The 13,162-nt window shown below is 62.3% G+C and carries 14 protein-coding genes; 11 read left to right on the forward strand and 3 right to left on the reverse strand.

What is annotated here, in order from left to right:
• Positions 1–117: 117 nt before the first annotated feature.
• Complete coding sequence (locus tag ACFVTJ_RS07695) at positions 118–1,218, reverse strand: saccharopine dehydrogenase NADP-binding domain-containing protein (RefSeq protein ID WP_386906084.1); 1,101 nt, start codon at positions 1,216–1,218, stop codon at positions 118–120.
• 124 nt (positions 1,219–1,342) lie between these two features.
• On the opposite strand from ACFVTJ_RS07695, the gene ACFVTJ_RS07700 reads away from it, so the two are divergent.
• Positions 1,343–1,774, forward strand: a complete 432-nt coding sequence (locus ACFVTJ_RS07700; RefSeq protein WP_280799607.1) for an Lrp/AsnC family transcriptional regulator — start codon at positions 1,343–1,345, stop codon at positions 1,772–1,774.
• Between the two features lie 200 nt (positions 1,775–1,974).
• Here the strand turns inward: ACFVTJ_RS07700 and ACFVTJ_RS07705 are convergent, their stop codons facing one another.
• Positions 1,975–2,343 carry a winged helix-turn-helix transcriptional regulator gene (locus ACFVTJ_RS07705; RefSeq protein ID WP_386906086.1) on the reverse strand — a complete coding sequence of 123 codons (369 nt, stop codon included), beginning with the start codon at positions 2,341–2,343 and terminating at the stop codon, positions 1,975–1,977.
• 143 nt (positions 2,344–2,486) lie between these two features.
• Here ACFVTJ_RS07705 and ACFVTJ_RS07710 point away from each other — a divergent pair, with 143 nt between their 5' ends.
• Positions 2,487–3,326: an SDR family oxidoreductase gene (locus ACFVTJ_RS07710; RefSeq protein WP_386906088.1), complete on the forward strand. Its 840-nt coding sequence runs from the start codon at positions 2,487–2,489 to the stop codon at positions 3,324–3,326.
• A gap of 23 nt (positions 3,327–3,349) precedes the next feature.
• Here the strand turns inward: ACFVTJ_RS07710 and ACFVTJ_RS07715 are convergent, their stop codons facing one another.
• On the reverse strand, positions 3,350–4,990 hold the full coding sequence (locus ACFVTJ_RS07715) for an alpha/beta hydrolase (RefSeq protein WP_386906902.1): 1,641 nt from the start codon (positions 4,988–4,990) through the stop codon (positions 3,350–3,352).
• A 250-nt stretch (positions 4,991–5,240) separates the two neighbouring features.
• Between ACFVTJ_RS07715 and ACFVTJ_RS07720 the strand changes: the two genes are divergently transcribed.
• The 9 genes from ACFVTJ_RS07720 to ACFVTJ_RS07760 all read left to right on the forward strand — a co-directional run bounded on the left by ACFVTJ_RS07720 (position 5,241) and on the right by ACFVTJ_RS07760 (position 13,160).
• Entirely contained in the window at positions 5,241–5,765 is a 525-nt protein-coding gene (locus ACFVTJ_RS07720; RefSeq protein WP_386906090.1) for a hypothetical protein, read from the forward strand.
• 3 nt (positions 5,766–5,768) lie between these two features.
• Positions 5,769–7,028, forward strand: a complete 1,260-nt coding sequence (locus ACFVTJ_RS07725) for a DNA-packaging protein (protein ID WP_386906092.1) — start codon at positions 5,769–5,771, stop codon at positions 7,026–7,028.
• A 567-nt stretch (positions 7,029–7,595) separates the two neighbouring features.
• On the forward strand, positions 7,596–8,234 hold the full coding sequence (locus tag ACFVTJ_RS07730) for a hypothetical protein (RefSeq protein WP_386906904.1): 639 nt from the start codon (positions 7,596–7,598) through the stop codon (positions 8,232–8,234).
• A gap of 43 nt (positions 8,235–8,277) precedes the next feature.
• Entirely contained in the window at positions 8,278–8,601 is a 324-nt protein-coding gene (locus ACFVTJ_RS07735) for a Dabb family protein (protein ID WP_178118701.1), read from the forward strand.
• 255 nt (positions 8,602–8,856) lie between these two features.
• On the forward strand, positions 8,857–10,023 hold the full coding sequence (locus tag ACFVTJ_RS07740; RefSeq protein ID WP_386906094.1) for a phage portal protein: 1,167 nt from the start codon (positions 8,857–8,859) through the stop codon (positions 10,021–10,023).
• Between the two features lie 196 nt (positions 10,024–10,219).
• Entirely contained in the window at positions 10,220–10,540 is a 321-nt protein-coding gene (locus ACFVTJ_RS07745) for a DUF6107 family protein (RefSeq protein WP_386906096.1), read from the forward strand.
• Between the two features lie 79 nt (positions 10,541–10,619).
• Entirely contained in the window at positions 10,620–11,192 is a 573-nt protein-coding gene (locus tag ACFVTJ_RS07750; protein ID WP_386906098.1) for an HK97 family phage prohead protease, read from the forward strand.
• Positions 11,193–11,225: 33 nt separating this feature from the next.
• Entirely contained in the window at positions 11,226–12,494 is a 1,269-nt protein-coding gene (locus ACFVTJ_RS07755) for a phage major capsid protein (RefSeq protein WP_386906100.1), read from the forward strand.
• A gap of 96 nt (positions 12,495–12,590) precedes the next feature.
• Positions 12,591–13,160, forward strand: coding sequence for a head-tail connector protein (locus ACFVTJ_RS07760; RefSeq protein WP_386906102.1), 570 nt, complete (start codon positions 12,591–12,593; stop codon positions 13,158–13,160).
• Positions 13,161–13,162: the final 2 nt, after the last annotated feature.

A 13,162-nucleotide genomic window follows, 5' to 3' on the forward strand; every position in this document is an offset into this window, starting at 1 on the left:
AGCGGGTTGAGGGGGCCACGGCAAATATATCCGGCAACGTTGCCCCCTCATCCGACCCTTCGGGCCACCTTCTCCCCCGCGGGGAGAAGAAACCGGCGGCCATGCTGTGCCCTCAAATCACCCAACCCGCGCCAGCGGCTCGTGTGCGCCATAATACCGGCCAAACCGGTTTTCTAGGAATTTCGGCAGTGCCACTTCCTCCTGCCGCACGAAGCCCTTCTGAGGCAGTGTGCCTTCCGCGAGCAGATCGAGTACCGTGCAGATGCCTGACGCCGTGGTGATCTGGATGGCGCTCATCATGCGGCCGGAAACCGGGCCGGCATAGACCTTGTTGGCATAGGTTTCCTGCAGGAAGCGACCGTTGCGAGTACCGCAGACGGTGACGAAGACGATGACCACATCCTGCATGGTGCCGGGCAGGGCGTTTTCGAACAGGTCCTTCAGCACATCACGGCGATTGCGCAGGTTGAGGTCGTTCAGAAGCGCCTTCATGATCGCCACATGGCCAGGATAACGGATGGTGCGGTAATTCATCGTCCGCACCTTGCCTTCCAGCGTGGCGCAGAGCGTGCCGAGCCCGCCTGACGTGTTGAAGGCCTCATAGGTGACGCCGTCGAGTGAGAATTCCTCGCGTTCTTCAAGCGCCGGAACGGCGGTGAGGCGGCCTTCGACGATGGCTTCGCAGGGTTCGATATACTCGTTGATCAGCCCGTCCGTGCTCCAGGTGAGGTTGTAGTTGAGCGCATTGGACGGATATTGCGGCAGCGCGCCGACGCGCATCCTCACGCTGTCCAGCTTGTCGAAGCGGGCGGCGAGATCGGCGGCGACGATGGAGATGAAGCCGGGCGCGAGGCCGCATTGCGGGATGAGCGCGGTTTCCGCCGTTTCCGCCAAGGACTTGACCTTGCGGGTGGATTCCACGTCTTCGGTGAGATCGAGATAATGGGTGCCGACCGCGACCGCCGCTTCGGCAATACCCGCCGTCAGGTGGAAGGGGGCGGCCGAAAGCACGGCGAATTTGCCCTTCAGCAGTGCTTCGAGCGCCGGGCGGTCAGTGATGTCGACGATCTCGGTGTCGACCCGCTCATGTGCTGGCACATTGGCCAGCTGGTCGGCCGAGCGATCGGCGACCGTGATGCGATAATCGCCCGTTGCGGCCAGCATCCAGGCGATGGCCGAACCGATATTACCCGCGCCGATGACGACAATGTTTTTCATGTTTTTGTTCCCCGCAGAAAAATTCTTAGGGCACAATCATATTGCGGTTATATTACGATTCGAAGCTTCACTATGTGCATATTAAAGTCTATTATTGGACGATAAGACGACTGGATTAATCATTATGACGATCGCAGAAAAGGATCGGGCGCTGCTGGCCCTGCTTTCCGAAAATGCACGCGTGCCGGTGGCGGAACTGGCGCGCAAGCTCGGCCTTTCGCGGACCACGGTGCAGGCGCGCATCGAGCGGCTGGAGGCCGACGGCGTGATTGCGGGTTATGGCTTGAGGCTTTCGGAAAGCTATCTTTCCGGGCTGGTGCGCGCGCATGTGCTCATCACCATCGGGCCGAAGGCGCTGCCGGCGGTGACGGCGGCGCTTGCCGCCATCAAGGAAGTGACGACACTGCATTCGGTGAGCGGTACATTTGACCTGATCGCCATTCTGGCCGCCCCTTCGATCCTCGATCTCGACCGGTTGATCGATCGTATCGGCGCCTTGGACGGTGTGGAGCGCACGTTGTCGTCAATCATTCTGTCGACGCGGATTTCGCGGTAGGGGGGGCGGCGCGCGCGGTAGGCGCAGCGCTGACTGTTATTCCGTACGCTCTCTCCTCCTCATCCCTGTGCTTGTCACAGGGATCCAGCCGATGCGCGTCTGCGCGGCGAGAATAGCCCTTTCAGCCCAAGGACTTGGGCTGGCTGGATTCCTGTGGCAAGCACAGGAATGAGGGACGTATGGGTATGCCGCGCCTCAATTTAAACCACCGCCCGCTCATCGTAAGCCCTCTGCGCCGCCATCACCGCATCAATATTGCCTTCCGCCCAATGGGCGAGTGCTGCCACCGTGTCCGTCAGCGTGCGCCCCAGCGGCGTCAGCGAATATTCGACGGTGACAGGAACCGTCGGAAAGGCCTGCCGGGAAATCAGCCCGTCACGCTCCAGCTTCTTCAGCGTCTGCGACAGCACCTTCTGTGATATGCCCTTGATCTCTCGCCGTAACAGGTTGAAGCGCACGGGATCGCGCCGCAGCTTGTCAAGGATCAACAGCGCCCATTTGTCAGCGATCCTGTCCAGCACCATGCGTGTCGGGCAGCGGTCCTCATAAACGTCATAGACATTTGCCATCGATTTCACCCTGTTGTTTCAAGGCCATGCCGGTTTCCGCAAGGAAACCAGATAACCGAAAAGTGCTCTCTTTTCATGATTTCGCAAACGCAGTACCTGTGTTTTCGAAACATGGTTTCCATTAGATACTAAGGAGATTTGAGATGGCAGGCAAGATACTTGTAATTGGTTCCACCGGCACCATCGGCACACCGCTGGTCGAGGCGCTCGTCGCCAAGGGCGAAAGCGTGAAGGCGGCCTCGCGCAGCGGCAATCCGTCGGATGGCGCGGAAGGCGTGCGTTTCGATTATACCGACGCATCGACCTATGCGGATGCCTTCGACGGCGTTGACCGCATGTTCCTGCTTCTTGCCAGCGGGCGTCTGGATGCCATCGACGCGCTGACGCCCGTTGTCGAGGAGGCCGCGCGCCGCAAGGTGAAGATCGTGTTCCTCAGTGTCCTCGGTGTCGATGCCGACGATTCCATTCCCTATCGCCAGATCGAGTTGAAAATCATCGCGTCCGGTACGCCTTACATCATCCTGCGCCCTAACTGGTTCGCCGATAATTTCCACAGCTACTGGAAGGCGGGCATCGACCACGGACAGATCGCCGTGCCGGCCGGCGAGGGCAAGTCGAGCTTCATCGATATTCGCGATATCGCCGACAGTGCCGCCGCAGCGCTCACGTCTGACGCCTTCGACGGCAAGGCCTTCAACCTCACGGGCCCGAAGGCGCTCGGTTATGGCGAAGCGGCCGCGATGATTTCGCAGGCGATCGGCAAGCCGGTCTCTTATAGCGCCGTTTCGGATGAGGTCTTCATCGGCATTCTCACCGGCGCCGGCGTGCCGCAGGACTACGCGTCCTTCCTCGCCTCGATCTTCTATCCCGTGCGTGAAGGCTGGACGGCCGTGGTGACCGGCGACGTGGAAACGCTGACCGGCCACGCGCCGCGTTCGCTGGAGACCTATATCGCCGACAATCTGGAGCAGCTGAAGGGCTGAGGCCGCAAGCGGGCCCGTCGCGCTCACGCCGGATCGGTAGAGCCGCGGCGGGCCTTGAAGAACATCTTCAACCGCTGGATATCCTCCGCATTCCAGCCCTGCGGCTGGGTTACCTCCATCCATGCGTCGATGTAATGTTCCGGCGCGTAGACGTGGCCATAACCCATCGGCGCCGTAGTCGCAGCGGCGACATCGAGGCCAAGTTGCAGCAGGGTGACCACCGGGAACCAGCGGAAGGACGTCGAAACGTCAGGGCCGTGATGTACCATCCATTGCGGCCGTCGGTAAAGCGAAGCGGCCTCGAAGAAGGTGATGGGGTCGCTGGCATATTGCAGATAGACGATCCGCATTGGACCCCAGTCCACACCGGGCATATGCGCTGTCGTATATTGGTTGGCAAAGCGGATCACCGAGGAATCGCGGAAGCGCGGCAGCCATTCCGGCGTGCCCTTCACCCGGCCATTGGTCGCCATGCGCCAGGTGGGGCTGGAGAAGGGCGGGCCGCTCCACAGGGCGCCCTGGAACGGGTCTGACAGCACATCATAGAGATCGGAGGATTTCTGTGAATTGAGCGAACCGAGGCTGAGACCATGCAGATAAAGCTTCGGCCGCGTTTCCTTCGGCAATGTGGTCCAGTAGCCATAGATGGCTTCGAACAGGGCGCGTGCGGTCTCAACGCCGTAATCCGGTTCGGTCAGCAGCGCGATCCAGCTGGAGAGATAGGAATATTGCACGGCGACGCTGGCGATATCGCCATCATGCAGATATTCCACCGTATCGAGCGCTTCCGGATCGACCCAGCCGGTGCCGGTGGGAATGACGACGAGCAGTACCTTGCGTTCGAAACCGCCGACGCGCTTCAGCTCCTCCAGCGCCAGGGAGGCCCGCGCTTCGGGGGTAGAGGCGGAATTCAGGCCCGCATAGACCCTGAGCGGCTCCTTGGCCGGGCGATGGGTGAAAGCGGAAATCTGTGCTTCAGCCGGCCCTTCCGCAACGAATTCCCGGCCGCGTCGGCCAAGCGATTCCCACGTCATCAGCGAGGCGCTGCTGCCGGTTTTCAGCGGATCCGACGGTCGCGGCACGTCAGGCTCGATCAGCGAATCCACCTGTTTCAGCGAGGAATCGGCAAATCTCAGGCCGATATCGAAGATCAACCCGTTCAGCAGCATCCATGACAGCACGATGGCGGCGGCGATGCCGAGAACATTGGCGAGCCGGCGCGGCAGGTAATGGCGGCTACGGGTGGCAAAGAACCGGCGGATGAGCTGGAAAAGCCGGCCGGCGCCGATGAGGAGGGCCGCGACCAGCACGGCAAGGCTGCCGGTCTTGGTGGGATGGGCGCTGGGCAGCGGATCAAGCTCCATCAATATCCGGATCGAATTCTGCCAGTCCTTCGCCTGCCACAGGAATGCAATCGCTGTAATCGCAGCGGCGAGCGCGATAAGAAACCGAACGCCGCGGACATTGTGACGCGAGGGTTCCGGCAGTTCCAGATAGGTCCAGATGGAATGCAGGGCGACGCCGATCATGTAACCGATGGCGAAGGAAAAGCCGCACAAAACGCCTTGCATCAGCCATGTACGCGGCAGAAGAGAGGGTGTGAGGGAAGCGCAGAAGAGAATCGTGCCAAAGACGATGCCGGTTGCCGAAAGACCTGCAAACAACCGCTCAACCCATTGTTTCACCAACTTGACTTTCCCTCTTCTCTCATCCTTGCGGCGTGAGTGTAATATGGGGCGTGGACGGGCGCAAATGCTGTTGGTAGGATAAAAATCAAGGTAATAGGAAAATAATCCTTTACAGCGTGACGGTGGTTTGATAGTGTTTGTTTACGGTCGGAGATTTGCGGCTGACAGGCGGTTTTGCCCCTTTAGCGCTTCTGATTAACCCATCATTTGCTCGCAGGCCAATCCCATGACAGGTTCTCACAATTGCGACCCGGCGCTCTATGGAGCCTGGCCGGACAGGTCCGCATATGCGGGTGAGAACACGGCGGAAGTTGCCCCCGAAACCAAATCGCGGTCCGACAGGCTGGCGGCGGAGGATGCGGCCCGCAACGGCAGTCTGCGACAATTGCTGAACGAACTGACGGTGGAGATGCGCGAGCAATTCTCCATGTACCGCAATCTGCGGGAGGCGGGAGAAGCGGGGCTATTGCCGGAGGCCGACGATGCGGCGGCCAAGCAGGCGCGCGCTGACGTGAAAATCGCAACGGATCAGCTGTCGCTCATCGTCCGCACCCTGGAACGGATCGACGCCCTGCAGCGGGTGCTGGCAGAGGAGCGGCAGGCGCTTATGGGCGAGGATGAAACCGATACCGAAGATTATCAGGCGGCGGTGGCGCATTTCCTCAACCGCATTGACGAGCTGGCCGAGCAGAAATGCCGCGAGAGGCTGGAGGCGATCGCTGCATCCGCCGCTGCGCTGGGGTCGGACTGAGGCATGGCAGAATTCTTGACGGAAGCCCGCTTGCACGGACAGGTCTTCAACCTTTTGCGCGACTGGCGTTTCATCGGTAACCGGCCGCAGCAGGCGCCGCAGGGCGACTGGCGGACATGGCTGCTGATCGGCGGACGCGGCTCCGGCAAGACCCGTGCGGGCGCCGAATGGGTGCACGCCGTCGCTTCCGCCGGCAAGCATTCCGATCTGCGCATCGCGCTCGTTGCGGAAACGCTGGGTGACGCCCGCGAGGTGATGATCGACGGCATCTCCGGCATCTGCCGCATTGCCCGCCGCCATCGCCCATCCTTCGAAGTGTCGCGCCGCCGGCTTATCTGGCCCAACGGGGCAATGGCGCAGGTGTTTTCTTCTGAAGACCCGGAAAGCCTGCGCGGTCCGCAATTCCACATGGCCTGGGCGGATGAGCTCGGCAAATGGAAATATCCGCAGGAAACCTGGGACATGCTGCAATTCGGCCTGCGTCTCGGCGAAGCGCCACGACAATTGGTGACCACCACGCCGCGGCCGATTCCGCTGCTGAAGGCGCTTCTCTCCGACCCTTCGAGCCGGGTGGCGAGGATGCCGACGGCGATGAATGCGGGCAATCTCTCGCCCGGTTTTCTGAAGGCCATGCAGGAGCGTTACGGCGGCACGCGCCTGGGACGTCAGGAAATTGGCGGTGAGCTGATCGATGAACGGGAGGGCGCGTTGTGGAAACGCGCCGATCTGGAGGCGATCGTCGATGCCGCGCACGAGCCGCTTGCGCGGATCGTCGTGGCGGTCGATCCGCCTGCCGGGGTGGGCGAGAATTCCTGCTGCGGCATCGTCGTGGCAGGGCTCGGCATATCCGGGCGTCTTGCGGTGCTTGCGGATTGTTCGGTCGAGAGTGAAACGCCAGCCGGTTGGGCGCGCGCCGTCGTTGCCGCCTTCCGTCGCCATGAGGCAGACCGGGTGGTGGCCGAGGTCAATCAGGGGGGCGAAATGGTGCGGGCGATGCTGCAGAGCATCGACGCCAATCTACCGCTGACACTGGTACGCGCCAGCCGCGGCAAATTCGCCCGCGCCGAGCCCGTCGCCGCGCTCTACGAGCAGGGCAGGGTGTGCCACGCCGCCCGGTTTGAAAAGCTGGAGGACCAGATGACGGATTTCGGACCTGATGGCCTGTCATCCGGGCGCTCGCCGGACCGGCTGGATGCGCTCGTCTGGGCGATCACGGCGCTGACGACCATGGTTGTGAGTGAACCGAAGGTGCGGGGGATGTGAGGTCGATGACTGTGGCTTCCACCAATGAGAGCCAATTAACCGTCGAGCGGTTACCGCCTGTTTCTTCTCCCCGCCGGGGAGAGGGTGGCGCGTAGCGCCGGATGAGGGGGCCACGGTCAAGTTGTGCTGGAAGAGTGGAAAGATGCCAAGAGCTTGCCCCCTGATTTGACCCTTCGGGCCATCTTCTCCCCGGCGGGGAGAAGAAAAGTGAGGCACTATGAACGCCCGATTTCGGGCGTCTGGTCGATATTATTTCTTCGGAGATTGCGCCGGCTTCGGCTGGGAGCCGGTTTCGCGCATCTGGCGCCATTCGTTTTCGAGGCGGTCATAAACGGTCTGGGGGATTGTCGCTGTCATGGTGGCATTCCTCCTTGATTGGTTAACGCGACTGAACTGCGCGGTGAATGTAGTAAGCCCGCTAAGGTTCCGGAACTCAAGGAATTTTTTACCCCAAAACCCCGGTCCGCGGATTAAAATCGATTAAGGTTTTTTCAAATCGATTTAGTCGTGACGGCCGTCATGTGGAAAACCGGGCGTCATGTCGCCCGTCACTTTCAGGAGCCTGATATGGCCTATGACGAGGCGCGATTCTTCGCGTCGGTGCGAATTTCCATCTTTGGGGGGCGCCTTCGTGCCGCCCAGCTTGCCGGCACGAAGACGGTGCTTGCCGGTTTCGAAAAGGCGCTGCCGGGCGGCGATCCGCGCTGGCTGGCCTATATGCTGGCGACGGCCTTTCACGAGACGGCGGCGACCATGCAGCCGGTGCGCGAGACACTGGCGGCCACCGACGCCGAGGCGATAGCCAGACTGGACCGCGCCTTTGCGGCGGGCAGGCTGCCCATGGTGCGCAAACCCTATTGGCGGCCGGATGCCGAAGGAAAAAGCTGGCTGGGGCGCGGGTTCGTACAGCTGACCCATCGCCGCAATTACGGGGCCATGTCGGCACTGATGGGCGTCGATCTTCTGGAACGGCCGGAGCGGGCCATGGAGCTGGAGGTGGCCACCGCGATCCTGATCCACGGTATGGCGGCCGGCAGCTTCACCGGCCACAGACTATCCGATTTCTTCAGCAACAGGCGCGAAGATTGGGACGGTGCGCGCGCCATCATCAATGGCACCGACCGTGCCCGGCTGGTAGGCAGTTATGGACGCGCATTTCATCGCGCCCTTCTCACGGCGCGGATTGAACCGGCGTCGGCCAGATGATAACCCGTTACACGGGGCCGCTGAGGCCGCTCTTGAACTTTGCATGACAGGTGACACCGTGATCCGCCATATCGTCTTTTTCACCGTTCCAGAAGAAAACCGCGACGCTGTGCGCAAGGGACTTTCGGGCCTCACCGCCATATCACATGCGCTGAAGCTGGAAATCGGCGAGAACGTCAAGAAGGACCAATGGGGCAACTCGGTCGATTTCATCGTTTATGGCGAGTTTGAAAATGAGGCCGCGCTGGCGGCCTACAAGGCCGACCCGGCCTATGATCTTTCGACCCGCACCGTAAAGCCGCTGCGCGAGACCCGCGTCGCCGCCGATTTCAACAGCGACACGGCGGTGAAAGCGCCGATCCGGTAAAAGTCTGGTTTCGGCTGCGAAAGTGACGTGCATCCGCAAGTAGTCTGCTGAGAACGGGGGGAAGCCTTTCCTCCGTCGTAGGTGCTGAGGCCCCTGTACCCTCATTCCTGTGCTCGTCACAGGAATCCAGTCGACGCGCGTCTGCGCGGCGGAGGGAGTCTTTTCAGCCCAAGGACTTGGGCTGGCTGGATCCCTGTGACAGGCACAGGGATGAGGGCATCGGCGCCTGAGCCGCCCCAAAACAAGGACAACTCCATGCGATTTCCTTTCTCCCTGCCGTGGCTGCGCCCGGCGGATGGCAAAGCCGTGCCTGAAAGCCGGAAAATGGCCGAGGGCTTCATGGCGGTGGCGGTGCAGGGCGGGCAGGCCTTCTGGTCCGGCCGTTCCTACGCCGCACTTGCCCGCGAAGGCTTCATGAAAAACCCGGTCGCCCACCGCGCCGCCCGCATGGTGGCGGAGACATCCGCTTCGGTCAGCTGGCTGGTGTATGACGGTGACGAAGAACTGGCCGATCATCCGCTCCTGGCACTCATGTCGCAGCCGAGTGCCCATATGGGCGGGCCTGATTTTTTCGAGGCGCTTTATGGCCATCTCATGCTTTCCGGAAACGCCTATATCGAACCGCTTGTTGTCGGCGGGCGGCTGCGCGAAATGCATCTGCTGCGGCCCGACCGGGTGAGCATCGTCGAAGGAGCGGACGGTTGGCCGGTGGCCTATGAATATCGCGCCGAGGGCCGCGCCGCGCGGCGCATCGCTGCCGAGCGTGACGGGCTGGGGCTTTTGCATCTGAAGCTTTTTCATCCGCTGGATGACCGGGTCGGCTTTGCGCCGCTCGCTTCCGCAGGGGCTGCGCTCGATCTGCACAATGCCGCGAGCCAGTGGAACAAGCGCCTGCTCGACAATTCCGCCCGGCCGTCCGGCGCGCTGGTCTATCAACCGAAGGAGGGCGGCAATCTCTCCACCGAGCAATATGAGCGGCTGAAGCGCGAGTTGGAAGAGGGCTATCAGGGAGCGATGAATGCCGGCCGGCCGCTGCTTCTGGAAGGTGGGCTGGACTGGAAGGCCATGGGGCTTTCGCCGCGCGACATGGATTTTCTGGAGGCGCGCAACGGTGCTGCGCGCGACATCGCGCTCTCGCTCGGTGTGCCGCCAATGCTCATCGGCATTCCCGGTGACAATACCTATGCCAACTACCAGGAGGCGAACCGCGCCTTTTATCGCCTCACCGTACTGCCGCTGGTTTATCGCACGGCGGCAAGGCTTTGCGGCTGGCTGGCGCCGGTCTTCGGTGCCGGCTTGAGGCTCGAACCCGATCTCGACAGGATCGCCGGGCTTGCCGGCGAACGGGATGCGCTCTGGTCTCGTATCGGCGCGGCATCCTTCCTGAGCGACGAGGAAAAACGCGAAGCCGTCGGTTATTGAGCGGGCGAAACACCGCTCTCGAAACGGGCGGGTTCAGTTGAATCAATCTCTGAAGAAGCGGACTCTCTTTGTGAGGTCTTCCGCGCAAGCGATTCCGAAGATTCGAAAAATCACCCAACGCAGGCGCGCAAAAAGCGCCTGCGGGCGGCGCGGTGCGTTCGCCCGATTGCAACATCCTAAACGGGAATGATTACCCATGTCTGAATTCGCCAATGAGGCCGGCATCTGGGCCGCCCGCATCACCGGCGCCGTGGCGGGCGCGGGTGTCTCCCTCGTTTACCTGCTGCCGAGAAGCAAACGCGAGGCGGCAAGCCGTTTCGTCACCGGCGTTTCGTGCGGCATGATCTTCGGCGGGCCGATCGGCCTGTGGATCGTGCAACAGCTCGATATTGCCGGGGCGCTTTCGGGACGGGAAATCATGGTGGCCGGCTCGGCCGCCGCGAGCATGGGCGCCTGGTGGGGGCTGGGCGTTTTGGTCCGCATCGCCGACCGGTACGGCACGCGCCCGCGCGCCTGAGAGCCCGAGGGTGCAAGGGGCCTGAAAGCCCCAGAGCCCAAGAGCGACGTCGTTCCCCTTCACATCGCAGGAGTTTTTCATGCACGTCTATCGCGGGCCGCGTCCCGCCACGCGCAAATTCGCCAATCTGGAACTGCGCGGCATTACCAGCGACGGCACGTTTTCCGGGTATGCCAGCGTCTTCGGCGAGGTAGATCTCGGCCAGGATGTTATCGAGCGCGGCGCTTTCCGCCGCTCCATCGAGGAGCGGGGCGCAGCCGGCATCCGCATGCTCTACCAGCACGATCCGGCCGAGCCGATCGGCGCATGGCGCACCATCCGTGAGGACGAGCGCGGTCTTTACGTCGAAGGCATTCTCGCACCCGGCGTTGCCCGTTCCCGCGAGGTGCATTCGCTGATGAAGACCGGCGCGCTTGACGGGTTGTCGATCGGCTTTCGCACTGTTCGCTCCGGCAAGGCGGCGCGCAATGGCGTGCGGCGCATTCTCGAAGCCGATCTCTGGGAAATCTCGGTTGTGACCTTCCCGATGCTGCCCTCGGCGCGGGTTTCAGACGTCAAGCATGCCCGCTTCTTCCGCGACCGCGAGACCGAACTGGTGCGCGCGATGCGCCGCGCCGCTCGCTCGCTGTTCGACACAACCTTCAAACGCTGACCCCTCAAGGCATCAACGAATAAGGAGAACCACATGACGGACCAAATGACGAAACAGGCCCAGATGACCGTTGCGCCGCAGGTGAAAGCCGTGCCCGATACGGTGACGGCTGCCTTCGACGACTTCATGGAGGCCTTTGAGGCCTTCCGCGAAACCAACGACCAGAGGCTTGCCGATATCGAGCGCAAGATGGGGGTGGACGTCGTGACCCGCGACAAGCTCGACCGCATCGACAAGGCGCTCGACGACAGCCGCAAGATCATGGACGACCTGGCGCTCAAGAAGGCGCGTCCCGCACTTGGCCGCAAAGATGCCCTTTCTCATGACGCGGAAGAACATAAAGCGGCTTTCGAGGCCTATATCCGCCGGGGCGAGGAGGGCGCGCTGCGTGATCTGGAGGCCAAGGCCTTTGCCGGTTCGACCGGGGCCGATGGCGGTTTTCTGCTGCCGAACGAGACAGACGGCGAGATCGGCCGGCGCATGACGGCGATTTCGCCGATCCGGGCGCTGGCGACCGTGCGGCAGGTTTCCGCCGCCGTGCTGAAGAAACCCTTTGCACCGGGCGGCATGACGACCGGCTGGGTGTCCGAGACGGCGGCACGCCCGCAGACGGCAACACCGCAGCTTGCCGAACTGTCCTTCCCGACCATGGAGCTTTACGCCATGCCGGCGGCGACTCAAGGGTTGCTGGATGACGCCGCGGTCGATATCGAGGCGTGGATTGCCTCGGAGGTGGACATTGCCTTCGCCGAGCAGGAGGCGGCCGCCTTCATCGCCGGTGATGGCGTCAACAAGCCGAAAGGTTTCCTCTCCTATACCGCGGTTGCCAATGATGGCTGGAGCTGGGGCAATATCGGTTACGTCGCGACCGGCGTTTCGGCCGGTTTCGCCTCCGCCGGGCCGATGGACGTGCTGCTCGATGCCGTCTATGCGCTCAAAGCCGGCCATCGCCAGAACGGCACCTTTCTGATGAACCGCAAGACGCAAGGGGCGCTACGGCGGTTCAAGGACACTACCGGCGCCTACCTCTGGCACCCGCCGGCCGCCGCCGGCCAGCCGGCCTCGCTGATGGGCTTTCCGGTGACGGAGGCGGAAGACATGCCTGGTGTGGCCGCCAACAGCTTCGCCATCGCCTTCGGTGATTTCCGCGCCGGTTATCTCGTGGTGGATCGCACCGGCGTCCGCATCCTGCGCGATCCCTATTCGGCCAAACCCTATGTGCTGTTCTACACCACCAAGCGCGTGGGCGGTGGCGTACAGAATTTCGAGGCGATCAAGCTGGTGAAATTCGGGGTGAATTGACAGGCGCTACGGCCCTTTCTTCTCCCTCCTCGGGGAGAAGAAACAAGCCGCCACCGCTCGCTTCCCCCATTCGATTACCGTCATAACGGAGACCCCATGACCTACGCCCTCATTCACCCGCCACAGGTGGAACCGCTGACGCTTGCCGAGGTCAAGGCGCATCTGCGTCTGGACGGCGGCGAGGAGGATGCGCTTCTTGCCGCACTGCTGCGCACCGCCCGTGAGCATCTGGAACGGGTGACCAGCCTTTGCCTCATCCGCCAGACCTGGCGACTTTATCTCGATCGGTGGCCTGAGAACGGCGTGATTCTGATTGGCAAGGGACCGGTGCAAGTCATCGAAACGATTCTGGTTTTTAACGCTCAGGGTCGCGCGGCGGACATTACCGGTGCTGACAGATTGCTTGACGGGACGGCACGCCCGGCGCGGCTGTGGCTGCGCGATCCGCCGAGCCCCGGCCGGGCGATGAACGGCATCGAGATCGATTTCATCGCCGGTTACGGCGAGGCCGGCACGGATGTGCCCGACACGCTGAAACGCGCCATGTTGATGCATGTCGCCCAGATGTTCGCCTTTCGCGGTGCGGTTGCCCCTGAAAACCAGCCTGCGGCGGTTCCCGCCGGTTATGAGCGGCTGGTGATGCCTTTCTGCCGCTTGGGGCTTTGAGC

The organism is Agrobacterium sp. NPDC058088, assembly GCF_042885035.1.
Classification (GTDB): Bacteria; Pseudomonadota; Alphaproteobacteria; order Rhizobiales; family Rhizobiaceae; genus Agrobacterium.